The sequence below is a fragment of the Bifidobacterium leontopitheci genome (assembly GCF_009193355.1).
GTDB lineage: Bacteria > Actinomycetota > Actinomycetes > Actinomycetales > Bifidobacteriaceae > Bifidobacterium > Bifidobacterium leontopitheci.
In genome coordinates this window covers 1-15,314 of record NZ_WBVT01000001.1, presented here as the reverse complement: position 1 = coordinate 15,314, position 15,314 = coordinate 1, and the positions used below count along the sequence as shown (strand labels likewise).

Here is a 15,314-nt window from a genome sequence, read left to right as displayed (position 1 = left end):
TTCGCTCCCGCTGGCGGGAGCTGTCGAGCGTAGCGAGACTGAGGGTGGTCAGTCACGGGCAGTTCCCGCAGCGGGCCGGCCCGCCGCTATTCGCAGGCGATGCCGTCACCGTCGCGGTCGAGCTTGCTGCTGTAGCCCGGCTGGCCGCGGTACAGCGGCGCGGCGCCCGCCTCACGCGCGGCCGTGCAGTTCTGGTAGTACACGTTGGACTGTTGCTGCTGCTGTTGCTGCTGCAACTGCTGCTGTCGCGCCTGCTCTTCGGCGGCCTTGCGTGCCGCCTCCTCCTGTGCCGCCTTCTCCTGCGCGGCCTTCTGCTGCGCGGCCTGCTCCTCGGCGGCCTTCTTCGCGGCCTCCTCTTCGGCCTTCTTCTTGGCTTCCTCCTCGGCCTTCTGCTTGGCCGCTTCCTCTTCCTTCTTCTTGGCCTCCTCTTCGGCCTTGACGTCGCTTTCCTTACGCACGTTGATCACCGGTTTGTCATCGCCGTCCGTGACCGACTCCACGACCCAGTTGGATGCGAGCAGGACCATCTTGCCGGTGTCGCTTTTGACGTCATAATCGTCATTGTCGAAACCCGCCTGCTTCAGCTCGTCCTCGACGTCGGACAGCAGCCGGCCCTTCTCCGCGATCTTCGCGATGTCGGAGACCGTCGTGGAAGGGCTTTCGGCTGTCGTTTCCGCATCGGAGTCCGAGGAGCATCCGGCAAGTCCGAAGGCCATGACCAGCGCGGCGAGTACGGCGATCAGTGCCCGGACACGACAGGCAAACGGTACGGTGATATGACGAACCATGGTTTCCACCTTTCAGCATGGCGGGCGGCGGACATCCTTATCCGTCCATGGTTCATTGCATACGATGAACCACACGAACCCGCTTCCTGACGTATCCCAGTCTATCGCGGCACCGCCGCCGACACGGCACTGCAACACGTCACTGCCGCACGTCGTCAGCTGTCTCGCACTTCTCTGCCGGAATCTCCACGTACAGAATCCACTCCCCGTCCGTGGCTCCGGCGCGCATGACGCCGTGGTGGGTCTCCACGAGGGCGCGGAGCATCGTCAGACCGTGATGGTCGCGTTGATCGTCGGGTTTCGCGGCGCCGCACTGGTTCGATGCGGACATCCGGAAGCCGCCGTCAGGCTCCGCCGTGATGACGATGGCATACGGCCCAGCCGACCCGTGTGCGATGATGTTGTTCGTCGCTTCCAACAGGATGGTCTGCAGCAACGGTATCTCACGGCATCCAGCAATCGGGCCACGCAGTTGTATCGTTCCGTCAAATCCCAGCGTGGCAAGACGTTCGGCCTGCCGCCACCGCAGGGAGGACAGCGCCGTTACATCGCTACCGGCAACGGCAGCCCGGTCTTGCCGACCGCTGGACGACTGCGACGTCCGATCTGCCATGTCGTCAACGGCGCCGTCTCCGTCGAGTTCGGAGCGCATGGGACTGATGACCGTGTTGCGTAGTTCGTGCAACGTCTGCGTCAGCGTGCGCTCGATATCACTGATGACGAACGCGGTGTCGGCATCCAGCTCATGGTCGCCGTCACGCAGCTTGCGGCACATCATGATGGAGTACGCGCACGAACCGGCAACGGAATCGTGAAGAACGTGCACCAGTTCCAGTTGTCGACGCTGACGTTCCAGTTCGCTGCGTGCCTTCTCGATGCGGCGGTGCTCCTCAGTCATCCGCTCACGCAGACGGGACACGTACCCGACCGTGAACGCCGCGGCGAACGCCAGCATCGGACTCAACGCCAGCATGTCGACAGCGGAACCATACATCCAATATCCCAGCGGAACCGCGCACATCATCAATACCGCGGTCGACGCCGCCACCCCTACCGGCCTGGAGACCGCAAGGCCTATGACAGCCAGGCAGGCGCCCCAGATTGGATCGGGCCCCTGGATATCCAACGGCAGTAGCAGTTCGCCAAGCTGCACCGCGCACAACAGCACGCACGCCGGCAACGGTCTCCATGACAACCCTATGAGCCCCACGGCGTACAGCACGGCGAACAGCACATCCTGCCACTGCGATATGCGGATCTGCAGACAGTCAATGGCAAACGGGATACAGCAGGCGACAATGCCGATAGCCTCAGCAGGCAATCGCAACCTATGCAGTCGAATCGTATATGCGGATCTCTTCCTGCCAGGCTGAACCATCGGGGTCACAGCCATCCACGGCTCGCGCACAGGGCAATCGCCTCCGCTTTCGTGTGCACGCCAAGTTTGCCGAACACACGGCTGAGGTGGGTCTTCACCGTCGTCTCCGCCACATGCAGCCGTCCGGCCACGGCGGTCGTCGTCAGTCCCTGCGCGAACAGGCCGATCACCTGCAGTTCCGACTGCGAGAGGACGATGCCGCGGTCACGTGTGGCACTCCATTGCGCAGTCTGATGATCACCGGCGGCTTCGCCGATTGCGCGCACGATAACATTGACCGGCGATTCCTTGGGCAATACGGGAAAGTCATGCTCGATAACACTGCAATCGAACGCGGTCATGCCCACAACATGCACGTCCGGGTGCTTCCGAGACAGCTCGTCGGCCAACGCATCGCCATCCATGCCGGGCATCTGCATGTCGGTCAGCACCACCTGAGGCCGCAGGGAATCTCTATCGCACATGGCCATCGCATCACGCGCCGAAGTGACCGACCATAATACACGAATCGGAGCCTCATGGTTGCGGAACATCGCCGTCACCGCATCCACGGCGAACGGATCGTTGTCCACGACTCCCACCGTCACGTCATCGTGTACAGACCTCATGGCAGCTCCTCCATATCGTACGGCATCGATATGGGGCATGATTATATCGCACTGGCGTGCAGGGACGGCGTCGCGCCTCCCTGCACACCCCGCCTATCAGTCCTCCTGTCCTTGGATTTCGTAGGCGGCGACGACCAGATCGTTGCCACTGTTGGAAATCATGATCGAGTCGGCATCCGGAAAGTCGGAGATCGCCAACGACACCGACTGCACATCCGCACTGCAACCGTCATGCTTGACCATGCGACGGCCGGTGCCGTCTTTCGTCAGCCAGATCGAGAACGGAAAACCGGCCTTGTCGGCGCGGCACATGTATTCCACGTCGTACGAGTTCGTCCGCTTGCCCGCATGCTTGATCGGGATGGTCAGGCCTGCCTTGCCGGATGCCACCCCATACTCCTGCACCTTAGTGGCATCGCCAGTGTCGAACTTCTCCTTGTCAAGGTAGCGTTTCAGCGACTTTACCGTGAACTCGCTGTACGCCGTCTCGGCGGGATCGGCACTGGCTTTCGGCTGGTTTGCCGAGGTTTCGCCCTGGCATCCCGCAAAGGGGAGCGTCAAAGCGAACACCGCCGCAAGCGCGCACGCCGAACGCAGACCTCGATGGTTCGAACGCCCCATGTCGGCTCCTTTCCTTTCGTTTCCACGGCGGCAAGCCGGTCGCCTCCCACCGCGTTGCCATCATTGAACCACCGCAACGGCGGCGACACCACGGGCAAATGTCATACGAATGGTCAGACTTTGCACACGAATCGCGCCGCGCACCGACTAGTATGAGTGGGGAATCATGTATCCGGCCGCGCGGCGGTTTCGCACGCCACGCGGCGACACGGGAGGAGCATCCAGATGAGCGAAGTCATCACCGACAAGGACAAGGAGTACGAGGCGCAGGAGGAGGCGAAGGCCCCGGGCGGCGACCAGCCGATGAGCGACCGCGTGAACAACCGGTCGCTGCGTCCGCGTTCCGAGGCGTTCATCGACTTCATGAAGACCGGCTGGGACACGAGCGAGCCGGACATCGCGCCGCTCGAGTCGGCGAAGTACACGCCGGCGCGTCTGGAGAAGCTGGGCAAGGCGTTCCCCGGCGAGCGTCTGGTGATTCCGGCAGGCCAGCCGAAGGTGCGAAACAACGACTGCGACTACATGTTCCGCCCGGACACGAGCTTCGCCTACTACACGGGTCTCGGCGAGGATTACGAGGCGGGCGCCGTGCTCGTGCTCAACCCTGTCGACCCGGACAGCGACGAGGCGAAGGCCGGCAAGACGCATACGGCGGAGCTGTTCGTCGCCCCACGCGCCGACACCGCCACACAGGACTTCTTCATGGACCCGCACTACGGCGAATACTGGGTGGGCCCGCGCGCCGGCCTCAAGGAGATGGCCGCGATGACCGGCCTGGAAACGCATGACATCGCCCAGCTGGCGGACGCGCTCTCCAAGGACGTCGGCACCGAGGCGGGCGCCGTGCGCGTGCGCGTGATCGCCGACGCCGACCCGCAGGTGACCGCGCTCGTGGAGGCGGCCCGCGAGGCGAACGGCTATACGGATCCGGACCGCAACAACGCGGACGACGATAAGCTGCACGAGTTCGCCGCCGAGGCCCGCATGGTCAAGGACGAGTATGAGATCGGCGAGCTGCGCAAGGCGGTGGCCGCCACCAAGCACGGTTTCGACCGCATCCTCGCCAAACTGCCGGAGGCGCTGGACAAGCCGCGTTCGGAGCGTCTGCTCGAGGGCGCGTTCAACGCGGTGGCCCGTGAGGAGGGCAACGCGCTCGGTTACGACACGATCATCGCCTCCGGCGAGCACGCGCCGATCCTGCACTGGATGCGCAACACGGGCGTGGTGCGCAACGGCGACATGCTGCTCATCGACGCCGGCGTGGAGGTCAACAGCCTGTACACGGCCGACATCACCCGCACGTTCCCGACCAACGGCAAGTTCACCGCCTTCCAGCGCCGGCTCTACCAGGCGGTGCTCGACTCCCAGCAGGCCGGCTTCGAGGCGGCCAAGCCGGGCGCCACGTATTCGGACATCCACCACGCCTGCATGCGCGTGATCGCCGAGCGGCTGCACGAGTGGGGCCTGCTGCCGGTCGACGTGGAGGAGTCGCTGTCGCCCGAGGGCCAGCAACACCGTCGTTGGCTCGCCTGCGGCGTGGCACACCACCTTGGTCTGGATGTTCATGACTGTGCGCAGGCGCGCTACGAGTCGTATCAGGGTGCGAAGATCACGCCCGGCATGATCTTCACCATCGAGCCGGGCCTGTACTTCCGTGAGGACGACCTGCTCATCCCGCCGGAGTACCGCGGCATCGGCATCCGCATCGAGGACGACGTGCTCATGACCGAGAACGGCCCGGAGTGGATCTCCGCCGGCATCCCGAAGCAGCCGGAGGACGTGGAGCGCTGGATGGCCGAACAGGCCGCCACGGCTCAGCGGTGACCGGCCGGCAAGACGGCAGGACGACCACCCTCAGTCATCTGCGATGACAGCTCCCGCCAGCGGGAGCGGAACGGCAAAGAAAAGGAGAACTGATGCCTACACCCGAATTCGTACTTGAGTTGAGGAAGAAGATCGGCCATGATTTGCTCTGGCTCAACGGGGTGACCGGCTGCGTGCTCGACGGGCAGGGTCGGCTGCTGCTGGGCCGCCGCTCGGACACGGGCGAATGGGCGATGGTCTACGGCATCAACGAGCCGGGCGAGCAGCCGGCGGACACGGTGGTGCGCGAGATCAAGGAGGAGACCGGCGTGGACGCGATCGTCACCGACCTGGTGGCGGTCACCTCCTCGAACCGCGTCATCACGTACGCGAACGGCGACAACACGATGTACATGGACCATTCGTTCCTGTGCGCGTTGAAGCCGGGCGGCAACGCGACCCCGTTCGTCGGCGACGAGGAGAGCCTCAACGTCGGCTGGTTCGACCTTGACGACCTGCCGCAGCCGCTGGCGGCGAGCACCACGGAGCGGCTGGCGCTGTTCCGCCGGTACATCGAGAACAAGCGGCGCGGCGACGCGCACGCGTTCTTCGTCTTCGACGGCGAACAGCACTGACGTCGCCTGCTTCGGCACCGTATGAAGAAGCCCCGCGAGGATGACTCGCGGGGCTTCTTCATGTCATCGCGGCGAACGTGCGAACGTTCCCGTCAGACTCACTTGATCTTGCGGCCGGCACACCAGACCTGGTTGACGGTCCAGCTCTCCGGATCGGTGAGCAGCAGGTCGGCGGCGTATCCGGGGGCGAGCAGGCCGAGCGGGGCGCCGGTGACCGGGTTCGGACGGTCGAAGCCGAACGCGTGCGCCGGGGTGAGCGTGGCGGCCTCGACGGCGGCGACCGGAGAGATGCCGAGCACGTTGACGGCACGCTGGACGGCGACCTCGAGCAGCAGCGTGGAGCCGGCGATGGCGCCGTTGGAGACCAGTCGCGCGTGGCCGTCGACCACGTTCACGTCGAGCGCGCCCAGCTTGTAGGCGCCGTCGGGGCAGTCGGTGGCGGCCATGGCGTCGGTGACGAACGCGATGCGGTGCGGCGCGAAGTCGAAGCCGAGCTTGAGCATCGGGTTCTGCACGTGGAAGCCGTCGTTGATGAGCTCGATGACGACGCGCGGATCCTCGACCGCCGCCGGGATCGGGCCCGGCTTGCGGTGGTGCAGGCCGTTCATCGCATTGAACATGTGGGTCATGATGCCGGCGCCGGCGTCGAAGCCCTTCTGCGCGGTCTCGTAGTCGGCGTCGCAGTGGCCGACCGCCGGAACGACGCCGGCCGCGGCGAACTGCTTGATGGCGCTGATGCCGTGCGGCAGCTCGGGGGCGATGGTGATCTGGCGGATGCAGCCGTCGGCGGCTTCCAGCAGTTCGTCGACGAGTTCGGGGACCGGGTCCTTGAGGCACTCGGGGTCGTGGGCGCCCTTGCGGGCGAGCGCCAGGAACGGGCCTTCGAGGTGTGCGCCGAGGATGTCGGGGCGCTCGTCCATCTTGGCGCGCACGTTCTTCAGGTTCGCGCAGATCACGTCGATCGGGTTGGTGATCAGCGAGAGGACCTGACGGGTGGTGCCGTGCACGGCGTGGCCGGCGCGGGCGATGTCGATGCCGTCCGGGCCGTCGTCGAAGCTCTTCTCCCAGGCGCCGTGGGCGTGGATGTCCACGTAGCCGGGGGTGATGGTCTGGCCCTTGGCGTCGATGATCGCGGACTCGTCGGCCGGGTCGATGCCGATGGAGCGGCAGGCGTGCTCGAACGCCTCCTCGTCGGTGCCGGTCGCGGTGATCACGCCGTCGGCGGCGGTCAGCCAGAAGTGGTCCTGGATGCCGCGCGCGTCGACCTTGCGTGCACCGCGGATGGCCACGCGTCCGGCCTTGCTCTTGAGCGCGTCGGTGACCTGCGCCACGATCTGCTCACGGGATTGCGTCATATCGTTATCTCCTTTGATATCTCTGGGATGTTTCATCCCTATCTTACGGCGGCGGCGTCATATCGCCGGCACCGCATACAACGACGCCTTCGGAATCGTTCGACTCCGAAGGCGTCGCCCGGATGGTGCCGTTGTCAGGGTCGTCTATCAGATGCCCTGCCAGGCCGGCTTGTGCTCGAAGGCGTAGCGGTAGTAGTCCTTGTGGCGCAGGCGGGACGCGGCGGCCTCATCGACGATGATGGTCGCGTGCGGGTGCAGCTGCAGCGCGGAGGCCGGGCAGAAGGCGGAGACGCCGCCCTCGACGGTCTCGGCGATAGCCTCGGCCTTGCCCTCGCCGAACGCGAGGAGGACCAGGTGGCGGGCCTTGAGGATCGTGCCGATGCCCTGCGTGATGCAGTGGGTCGGCACCTGGTTGATGTCGTTGTCGAAGAAGCGCGCGTTGTCGATGCGGGTCTGCTCGACGAGCGTCTTGATGCGGGTGCCGGAGGCGATCGAGGAGCCGGGCTCGTTGAAGCCGACGTGGCCGTCGGTGCCGATGCCGAGGATCTGGACGTCGATGCCGCCCGCTTCGGCGATGGCCTTGTCGTAGGCCGGGCCGGCGGCGGCGATCTTCTCGCCGTCCTCGAGCGGGGCGCCGTTGAGGACGTCACCGGGGACGTGGACCTTGGCCGGGTCGAGGCCGAGCGGCTCGACGACGGTGCGGTGGATGGTCGCGTGGTAGGACTCCGGGTGGGTCAGCGGCAGGCCGATGTACTCGTCGAGCGCGAAGCCCTGCACGTTGGAGACGTCGATGGACTCGTCCTTGACGATCTTGGCGAGCGCCTGGTAGGCGGCCAGCGGGCTCGAGCCGGTGGCGAGACCCAGGACCGCGTTCGGCTTGGACTTGATCAGATCGGCGACGCTGCGGGCGTACAGCTCGCCGGCCTCCTCCTGATTCTTCACGATGATGACTTCAGGCATGTCTACCTCCTTGTGTTGTGTTCTCCAGCGGATAGGCCACCCCGTTGTTGCCAGCGACCAGCCTTGCGGTCATGAGACCGTGAAGGCGCTGGTGGTTGCTCCCGCTATTTGTTAATGATAATAACAAAATAGACAACGCGAAGCGCCGTCCGCCCGGAAAATTACGTGAATTTTGCTTGAATTTTCTTTTTGGACGGTTCGGAACTACGCCCGGTGCGCTGCAGAGACCGCCTTGCGCACGGTCTGACGGTCGGTGCGGAAGATGTCTCCGTCACCGCCGCCGCCCGGCCCTCCGTCCGAGGTGACACGCGCCTTGGCGGACAGATGGACCGCCGACACGCCGGCCGACAGCAGCGTCGGAATGGAGTCGACGGTCACCCCTCCCCCGGCTTCGATCTCGATGCGGCCCGCCGAGCGTTCGGCCAGCGCGCGCAACGTCTCCAGTCCGGACGGCGCGTCGGGCGCGCCGCCGGAGGTGAGCACACGGTCGAACCCGAGCTCGACCAGCGTCTCCAGTCCGGCGAATGGGTCGTCAAGCATGTCGAAGGCGCGGTGGAAGACGATCTTCACCTTGCGGTTGCATCGCACGGCCTCGTCGCGCGCCGCCTCGACCAGCGCACGCGCGAACGGCTCGTCGATGCCGCCTTCGGCCGTCATGCCGCCGACCACGACGCCGGACGCTCCGGCCAGGATGGCCGAACGGACGTCGGCGATCTGCACGAGCTTCTCCGCCTCGTCGAACACGAACGACCCGGCCCTGGAGCGAATCAGCACCTGGACGCCCATCGGCACCCCCACATGGGCGCAGGCCTGAATCATGCCGAAGCTGGGGGTGAGCCCTCCGCATTCCAGCGCCGCGCACAGTTCGATGCGGTCGGCGCCCTCCTCCAGTGCTATGCGTGCGCCGTCGACATCCTGTACGGCAATCTCAATCGTCATCTCATCATCTCCTTCGATGAACGGTCCGGTGATGTCCGTCAACAGCCTAGCATCAGGCGAGCGAAAACCGGCGCGTTGCCACTCAACCGTTGCGGCGCAACGCGACACGCCGAACGACAACGACATTGCACTCCTCGTTAACAGTGTTAATATATAAACATCGTTCAGATTCAATGACGAGCATAACAAACGCAAAGACCGCGACCCGACGATATGAGCAAAGGAGCAGCCGATGAGCAGCACAAACGCCACCGCATCCATGGCCTCCGTATCCGAGTCGAACCGGTCGCGCATCATGCAGCATCTGTATCTCAACGGCATCAGCTCGCGCGCGCAAATCGCCAAGGCGCTCGATCTCACCCCTGCCGCCATCACCAAGATCACCGCCAAGCTCATCGAAGCGGGCGCGATCAAGGAGACCGGCGACCTCGAGGGCATGAAGAACCGTCGCTCGATCGGCCTCACGCTCGACACCACGCAGTTTCACGTCATCGGCGTGAAATTCGCCCGAAGCTTCGTCCAGATCGGCGTGTTCGACCTGGCCGGCAAGCCCCTGAACGTGCAGGAGCTCACCCACGTGACCGAAGAGACCATCGATTCGGCCATCGCGGAACTGCACGACACCATCAACGCCCTGCTCGACGCCGACCGGCTCATCCTCGCCATCGGCATGGCCGTGCCAGGGCCTTACCTGCGCAACGTCGGACGAATCGCCGTGGTCTCCTACATGCGCGGCTGGCAGAAGGTGAACTTCATCCAGGAATTCGGCAACGCGTTCCGCGTGCCCGCATTCGTGGAGCAGGACGCCCGCGCCGGCGCCATGGCGCAGTACCTCTTCGACCCGTCCATCACCGATGAGAACCTCGCCTACTACCTGCTCGGCGAAGGCGTCGGCCTCGGCGTCATCGACCATGGCGTCATCCTCAACGGCAACCTCGGCGCCGCCACCGAGATCGGCCACGTCAGCATCGACATCAACGGACTGCCCTGCGACTGCGGCAACGTCGGCTGCCTCGAGCGGTACTGCTCCGCCCCCGCCATCCACAACATGATCATGGAGGAAGGCGACCTCATCCCCGAAGCCGGCGCCATGACCCACGCCCAGGCGTGCCGCACGCTGTTCGCCAAGGCGAAGGACGGCGACGCGCGGGCGCAGCAGCTGGTGCGGCGCGTCTCGCGTTACATCGGCTTCGGATGCATCACCATCTTCAACACGTTCAACCCGTCCCGGATCATCCTCGGCGATATCGTCGCCGAGGCCGGCCAGCCGCTCCTCGACGAGGTGCGCAAGGTCATCGACGAACACGTCATCCACGAGCTCAACGAGACCACCACGATCACCCTGTCCGCACTGCCCGCCGACGCCGCGCTCAACGGCGCCGCCGCAGTGGCCATCACCCAGTTCCTCGACCACCCCTCGGAGTTCTTCGAACTGACGTGACCTACCAGATTTCCCAACGGAAAACAGCAACCACCAACAAACCACCATCAACCAACTAAGGAAGGAACCATCATGGCAAAGCCCATCGTCCTGTCTCTCGGAGAGCTCCTGTGGGATATGCTGCCCAGCGGAAAGCGAGCCGGCGGCGCCCCCGTCAACTTCGCCTACCACGCGATGATGAACGGCGCGGACGGCTGGTCCATCAGCGCCGTCGGCGAGGACGAGCTCGGCGACCAGCTGCTCGTCGAAGCAGAGAAGGCCGGCATCCACTCCATCATCCAGCGCAACGCGTGGCCGACCAGCACCGTCGAGGTGAGCCTGAAGAACGGCATCCCGGAGTACACCATCGTCAAGGGCGTCGCCTGGGACCACATCCTGCTCACCCGTCAGCTCATCGAGGTCGTCGAGCAGGCCGACGCCGTGTGCTTCGGCACCCTTGCCCTGCGCTCCCCCGAGACCCACGACACCATCATCGAGCTGCTCAAGCACACCAAGCCGGGCGCGATGAAGTTCTTCGACATCAACCTGCGCGGCGACCACTACTCCAAGGAACTCATCGAGGAGCTGCTCAAGGCGGCCACCGTCTTCAAGATCAACGACGCCGAGCTGCTGCTCCTGCGCGACCTGTTCGACATCCGCGGCACCTCCGATGACGACGCCTGCCGTTGGTTCATGAACGAGTACGGCCTCGACTACGTGATCCTGACCGGCGGCTCCACGTTCTCCACCATCATCGCGAAGAACGGCGAGTCCTCCACGCTCGCCACCCCGCACGTCGAGGTCGTGGACACGGTCGGCGCCGGCGACTCCTTCTCCGGCACGTTCACCGCCCGCACCCTGCTCGGCGACCCGCTGGTCGAGGCGCACCGCAAGGCCGTCAACACCGCCGCGTTCGTCTGCACGCAGAACGGCGCCTGGCCGGAGTACCCGGAGGCCATGCCCGACTACCTCGCGCAGGCCCAGTAGCCTCCGCCCCGGTCCGCCAAGCCGCACACGCCACGACGGACCACACGAACGCCTCCCCCCGTGGGGCCGGCCGACGACACCGCAGTTCGACCGACCCCACGGAAGGCCTCTCACCTTTTACAACTGAATATCGGCAAACAATCCCCCATCGTGACTCATTCAACCCAAGGAAGTAACCAATGAGCAACGAAACCACCAAGACCGGCAACGCCGGATTCGCCAAGATCCTGCCCGTCATGTTCGCGTTCTTCGTCATGGGCTTCGTCGACCTGGTCGGCACCGCGACGAACTACGTCAAGGCCGAGTTCTCCCTGGCCGACGGCACCGCGAACCTGTTCACCACCATGGTGTTCTTCTGGTTCCTCATCTTCTCCGTGCCGACCGGCGTGCTGATGAACAAGATCGGCCGCCGCAAGACCGTGCTGTGGTCCATCCTCGTCACCCTCGTGGCCATGGCCCTGCCGATCATCGCCTACCTGGTCTTCCCGATGAAGTCCACCGCCCAGCTGGTCCTCATCGTCATCTCCTTCGCGTTCCTCGGCATCGGCAACACCCTCATGCAGGTGTCCCTCAACCCGCTGCTGACCGTGTTCGTCAAGGGCGACAAGCTCGCCTCCACGCTGACCACCGGCCAGTTCGTCAAGGCGTTCGCCTCCCTGTTCGCCCCGTGGATCGCCATGTGGGGCGCCAACAGCATCAAGGCCTACACCTACACCGACGCCGAAGGCAAGACCATCGGCATGTGGTGGATCCTCTTCATCATCTACTTCGTGATCGGCATCCTCGGCTACATCCTGCTCGCCTTCGACAAGATCGAGGAGCCCGCTCCGGACTCCGGCACCACCACCATCGGCAAGTGCTTCCAGCTGCTGTTCTCCGACCACATCATCCTGCTGTGCTTCCTCGGCATCGTGGCCCACGTGGGCGTCGACGTCGCCATCAACGCGCAGGCGCCGCGAATCCTCACCGAGCACACCGGCGACCAGTTCACCTCCATCGCCGCCTCCGCCACGATGGTCTACTTCGTCGCCCGTATGATCGGCTGCTTCACCGGCGGCATCGCGCTGCAGAAGATCAGCAACAAGGTCGGCCTGCGCATCTGCGGCGTCATCATGACGCTCTCCGCGATCTGCTTCGCGATCTTCACGCTCGTGCCGGAGAACCCGCCGGTGTGGCTGTTCTGGACCGCGGTCGCGCTCGTCGGCTTCGGCAACTCGAACGTGTTCTCGCTGTTCCTCTCCCACGCGCTCATGTACCGTCCCGACCGTCAGAACGAGATCTCCGGTCTCATGCTCATGGGCCTCATCGGCGGCGCGGTCTTCCCGCCCGTCATGGGTGCGGCGGCCGACGTGTCCGGTCAGTTCGGCGGCATCCTCGTGATGGCCGTCGGCTGCCTCTACGTGCTGGCGATGGGCTTCGCGTACAAGGTGCTCGAAGGCAAGAAGGCCTGACACGGCCGGTAGGTCGTACGACCATCCCATAACCGCATACCCTTCCGGTCTCTCGGGACCGGCTCCCTCCCCCTGATGATGAGGCCCCGTCTGTGCAGGATGACTGCGCAGACGGGGCCTCATCGTGTGTACGGCGATGCGTACGGCGGCCGCCGGACGAACGGAGACGCTCAGTGACGCTGTTCAGTGTCGGTCGTCAGCGTCGGTCGTCAGTGTCGATGACGATGGTCACCGGACCGTCATTGACCAGACCGACCATCATGTGCGCGCCGAACCGGCCCTCGCGCACCGGAATGCCGCCGGAGCGCAGCGCCTCGTTGAACTTGATCCACACGAGGTCCGCATGGTCCGGCTTGCCGGCTGCGACGAAACTCGGACGGTTGCCGCGGCTCACGTCGGCGAACAGCGTGAACTGCGAAATGGACAGAATCTCGCCGCCGATGTCCTGGATCGACCGGTTCATCTTGCCGGTCTCGTCCTCGAAGACCCGCAGGCGAAGGATCTTGTGCGCGAGCCATGCGATCTCCTCATCGCCGTCCGCGTCGGCGACGCCGACCAGCAGCATGAATCCGGGACCGATCTGCTGCGGCTCGAACGTGGGATCCGGCTCCCCCAGATCGTTGAGCACATCCACCGACGCCTGAGATACCCGTTGCAATACGACTTTCATGAGCGACAGCCTAACCCATGCCCCGGTCCGGACGATGACGGAGCAACAACACAACGGCGGTAAACAAAACAGGCGCTTCTGTTGTTTTTCGTGGGTGTGGGTTCGTCGTTGAGCTGTTGCGGGAGTAGAAGAAAGGCGCTTTCCGGGTAGGATGTTCATCGGCCAAGAAAAACAACAACCGAAAAGCGCCCGACGGACAGCATATTCAACAAGCTCCTCAACGTCAAAAACACGGTGGTCGAGGACGTGCGGATTGACGATTCGTCCCTGAGGCCCGAACCCGTGCTCGAGATCCGCGTGCGCTCGCGCAAGGGGTCGCTCAGATGCTCCAGCTGCGGGAGGAAACGCCGTGGGTACGACCGGGGCGGCGACGTGCACCGCTGGCGTCACCAGGATTTTGGCTGCTGGCGCGTCGAGCTGGTCGCCTTGATGCCGCGCGTGGACTGCCCCCGATGCGGGGTCGTGGTCGCCCGGTTGCCGCGGGCCGAGCCCGGAAGCCGGTTCGCGCGGGATTTCGAGGCGGAGTGCGCGTGGCTGACGGCAGTCGCGAACCGGAAGACGGCCGGCTCCTTCCTGCACGTCGCATGGCGTACCGCGGGCGACATCGCCCGCCGGGTCGCCGAGCGGCTGAAGGCGTCGACGCTCTCGCCGTTCGACGGGCTCACGGCGATCAGCGTGGACGAGACCGGCTACAGGAAGGGCCACACGTACGTCACCGTGGTCGTCGACCATGAACGGCGTCGGGTCATCCGGGCGTACGACGGGGTAGGCAAGGAGGTGTTCGGGCTGTTCTGCCAATAGCTGACCGACGAGCAGAAGGCGTCCATCAAGGTCGTCACCGGCGACGGGGCGCGTTGGATCGACTCGTGCGTCAAGGAGCGCTGCCCGAACGCGGAACGCGTGCTCGACGGGTTCCACATCGTCTCATGGATGACCGACGCGCTCGACAAGGTCAGGAGACGCCTGTGGAACGACGCAAGACGAAACGGCGACGAGCAGGCGGCCAAGCGCATGCGCGGCGTCAAATACGCCGTTCTGAAGAACCCCGACGACCTGACCGGCAAGCAGAACGCCGCGCTCGACGGCGTCAGGAACACGGACCCGAAAGGCCCAGCTCTACCGCGCGTGGCAGCTCAAGGAACTCCTGCGCACCCTGCTCAGACACCCCTCGACCAGGCGCGCGGCAAACTCGACCACTGGATTTTCTGGGCGTCGCGCTCGCGCATACCCGAGATTGTCGAGCTCTCACAGAAAATCCGCCGACGCTGCCCCGACATCCTCAGAACCATCGAGCTGGGCTGGCCGAACGCCAGGCTCGAGGCGTTCAACAACAGGATCAAGGTCACCATCCGCATGGCCTTCGGCTTCCACCACGTCGACGACCTCATCAGCCTCGTCATGCTCCGCTGCGGCGGCCGGTAGTGCCCGATTTCTTGCGCACTTTGGTTCTCGCCCGTCCCTGTGACGATGATCAGTTCGCTTCGTGTACGTTCTCACCGAGTCGGGACATGTCGAGGTAGCGGCGCGTCGACCACTCGCTGGAGGTCACGTAGCGCACGCGCGCGCAGACGGGCATGAGCGCGCTCCTGCCGTCCGGGAACGAGCCGACCACGCGGGTCCTGCGCCTGATCTCGCGGTTCAGCCGTTCGATCATGTTGTTCGTGCGGATGCGCCGCCGGTGCTCCCTGGGATAGTCGTC

16 protein-coding genes are annotated in these 15,314 nt (G+C 64.8%); 7 read left to right on the top strand and 9 right to left on the bottom strand.

All coding sequences use genetic code 11. The features are described from left to right. Nucleotides 1-86: 86 nt before the first annotated feature. From F7D09_RS11695 to F7D09_RS00065, 4 genes are all read right to left on the bottom strand, one after another. Nucleotides 87-788 (bottom strand): excalibur calcium-binding domain-containing protein, encoded by a 702-nt coding sequence (locus tag F7D09_RS11695; RefSeq protein WP_152233413.1) that lies wholly within the window; start codon nucleotides 786-788, stop codon nucleotides 87-89. Between the two features lie 139 nt (nucleotides 789-927). Continuing rightward, nucleotides 928-2,196, bottom strand: a complete 1,269-nt coding sequence (locus tag F7D09_RS00075) for a hypothetical protein (RefSeq protein ID WP_193312236.1) — start codon at nucleotides 2,194-2,196, stop codon at nucleotides 928-930. Continuing rightward, nucleotides 2,172-2,774, bottom strand: a complete 603-nt coding sequence (locus tag F7D09_RS00070; protein ID WP_193312235.1) for a response regulator transcription factor — start codon at nucleotides 2,772-2,774, stop codon at nucleotides 2,172-2,174. Before F7D09_RS00070 ends, F7D09_RS00075 begins: the two co-directional genes overlap by 25 nt. Before the next feature lie 96 nt (nucleotides 2,775-2,870). Continuing rightward, nucleotides 2,871-3,395 carry a hypothetical protein gene (locus F7D09_RS00065; RefSeq protein WP_152233410.1) on the bottom strand — a complete coding sequence of 175 codons (525 nt, stop codon included), beginning with the start codon at nucleotides 3,393-3,395 and terminating at the stop codon, nucleotides 2,871-2,873. A 225-nt stretch (nucleotides 3,396-3,620) separates the two neighbouring features. Here F7D09_RS00065 and F7D09_RS00060 point away from each other — a divergent pair, with 225 nt between their 5' ends. Next, on the top strand, nucleotides 3,621-5,219 hold the full coding sequence (locus F7D09_RS00060) for an aminopeptidase P family protein (protein WP_152233409.1): 1,599 nt from the start codon (nucleotides 3,621-3,623) through the stop codon (nucleotides 5,217-5,219). A gap of 92 nt (nucleotides 5,220-5,311) precedes the next feature. Next, a complete protein-coding gene (locus F7D09_RS00055) occupies nucleotides 5,312-5,833 on the top strand; it encodes an NUDIX hydrolase (RefSeq protein WP_152233408.1) in 522 nt (173 codons plus the stop codon). Between the two features lie 98 nt (nucleotides 5,834-5,931). Here F7D09_RS00055 and F7D09_RS00050 read toward each other — a convergent pair whose 3' ends face one another. The 3 genes from F7D09_RS00050 to F7D09_RS00040 form a co-directional block, all read right to left on the bottom strand. After that, nucleotides 5,932-7,188: an N-acetylglucosamine-6-phosphate deacetylase gene (locus tag F7D09_RS00050; protein WP_152233407.1), complete on the bottom strand. Its 1,257-nt coding sequence runs from the start codon at nucleotides 7,186-7,188 to the stop codon at nucleotides 5,932-5,934. Nucleotides 7,189-7,335: 147 nt separating this feature from the next. Next, nucleotides 7,336-8,148 carry a glucosamine-6-phosphate deaminase gene (gene nagB, locus F7D09_RS00045; RefSeq protein ID WP_152233406.1) on the bottom strand — a complete coding sequence of 271 codons (813 nt, stop codon included), beginning with the start codon at nucleotides 8,146-8,148 and terminating at the stop codon, nucleotides 7,336-7,338. Between the two features lie 204 nt (nucleotides 8,149-8,352). Further along, complete coding sequence (locus F7D09_RS00040) at nucleotides 8,353-9,087, bottom strand: copper homeostasis protein CutC (RefSeq protein ID WP_152233405.1); 735 nt, start codon at nucleotides 9,085-9,087, stop codon at nucleotides 8,353-8,355. Nucleotides 9,088-9,319: 232 nt separating this feature from the next. Here F7D09_RS00040 and F7D09_RS00035 point away from each other — a divergent pair, with 232 nt between their 5' ends. From F7D09_RS00035 to F7D09_RS00025, 3 genes are all read left to right on the top strand, one after another. Then, entirely contained in the window at nucleotides 9,320-10,528 is a 1,209-nt protein-coding gene (locus F7D09_RS00035) for an ROK family transcriptional regulator (protein WP_152233404.1), read from the top strand. A gap of 72 nt (nucleotides 10,529-10,600) precedes the next feature. Beyond that, nucleotides 10,601-11,494, top strand: coding sequence for a carbohydrate kinase family protein (locus F7D09_RS00030; RefSeq protein WP_152233403.1), 894 nt, complete (start codon nucleotides 10,601-10,603; stop codon nucleotides 11,492-11,494). A gap of 179 nt (nucleotides 11,495-11,673) precedes the next feature. Then, nucleotides 11,674-12,945, top strand: coding sequence for an MFS transporter (locus F7D09_RS00025; RefSeq protein ID WP_152233402.1), 1,272 nt, complete (start codon nucleotides 11,674-11,676; stop codon nucleotides 12,943-12,945). Between the two features lie 196 nt (nucleotides 12,946-13,141). Here F7D09_RS00025 and dtd read toward each other — a convergent pair whose 3' ends face one another. Further along, on the bottom strand, nucleotides 13,142-13,615 hold the full coding sequence (gene dtd / locus F7D09_RS00020; protein WP_152233401.1) for a D-aminoacyl-tRNA deacylase: 474 nt from the start codon (nucleotides 13,613-13,615) through the stop codon (nucleotides 13,142-13,144). Nucleotides 13,616-13,849: 234 nt separating this feature from the next. On the opposite strand from dtd, the gene F7D09_RS11255 reads away from it, so the two are divergent. Together F7D09_RS11255 and F7D09_RS00010 are read left to right on the top strand one after the other, a co-directional pair. After that, nucleotides 13,850-14,416, top strand: coding sequence for a transposase family protein (locus tag F7D09_RS11255; protein ID WP_226835776.1), 567 nt, complete (start codon nucleotides 13,850-13,852; stop codon nucleotides 14,414-14,416). Continuing rightward, nucleotides 14,417-15,037: a transposase gene (locus tag F7D09_RS00010; RefSeq protein ID WP_152233400.1), complete on the top strand. Its 621-nt coding sequence runs from the start codon at nucleotides 14,417-14,419 to the stop codon at nucleotides 15,035-15,037. It begins immediately after the preceding gene. A 49-nt stretch (nucleotides 15,038-15,086) separates the two neighbouring features. Here F7D09_RS00010 and F7D09_RS00005 read toward each other — a convergent pair. Then, on the bottom strand, nucleotides 15,087-15,314 hold a 228-nt coding region (locus tag F7D09_RS00005; RefSeq protein ID WP_193312234.1), incomplete at its 5' end, for a transposase.

Excerpts from the sequence above, each read along its gene's own strand:
- F7D09_RS11695 (WP_152233413.1), bottom strand. The coding sequence starts at position 788 with ATGGTTCGTCATATCACCGTACCGTTTGCCTGTCGTGTCCGGGCACTG.
- F7D09_RS00050 (WP_152233407.1), bottom strand. The coding sequence starts at position 7,188 with ATGACGCAATCCCGTGAGCAGATCGTGGCGCAGGTCACCGACGCGCTC.
- dtd (WP_152233401.1), bottom strand. The coding sequence starts at position 13,615 with ATGAAAGTCGTATTGCAACGGGTATCTCAGGCGTCGGTGGATGTGCTC.
- F7D09_RS00035 (WP_152233404.1), top strand. The coding sequence starts at position 9,320 with ATGAGCAGCACAAACGCCACCGCATCCATGGCCTCCGTATCCGAGTCG.
- nagB (WP_152233406.1), bottom strand. The coding sequence starts at position 8,148 with ATGCCTGAAGTCATCATCGTGAAGAATCAGGAGGAGGCCGGCGAGCTG.
- F7D09_RS00060 (WP_152233409.1), top strand. The coding sequence starts at position 3,621 with ATGAGCGAAGTCATCACCGACAAGGACAAGGAGTACGAGGCGCAGGAG.
- F7D09_RS00065 (WP_152233410.1), bottom strand. The coding sequence starts at position 3,395 with ATGGGGCGTTCGAACCATCGAGGTCTGCGTTCGGCGTGCGCGCTTGCG.
- F7D09_RS00070 (WP_193312235.1), bottom strand. The coding sequence starts at position 2,774 with ATGAGGTCTGTACACGATGACGTGACGGTGGGAGTCGTGGACAACGAT.
- F7D09_RS00030 (WP_152233403.1), top strand. The coding sequence starts at position 10,601 with ATGGCAAAGCCCATCGTCCTGTCTCTCGGAGAGCTCCTGTGGGATATG.
- F7D09_RS00025 (WP_152233402.1), top strand. The coding sequence starts at position 11,674 with ATGAGCAACGAAACCACCAAGACCGGCAACGCCGGATTCGCCAAGATC.
- F7D09_RS00055 (WP_152233408.1), top strand. The coding sequence starts at position 5,312 with ATGCCTACACCCGAATTCGTACTTGAGTTGAGGAAGAAGATCGGCCAT.
- F7D09_RS00040 (WP_152233405.1), bottom strand. The coding sequence starts at position 9,087 with ATGACGATTGAGATTGCCGTACAGGATGTCGACGGCGCACGCATAGCA.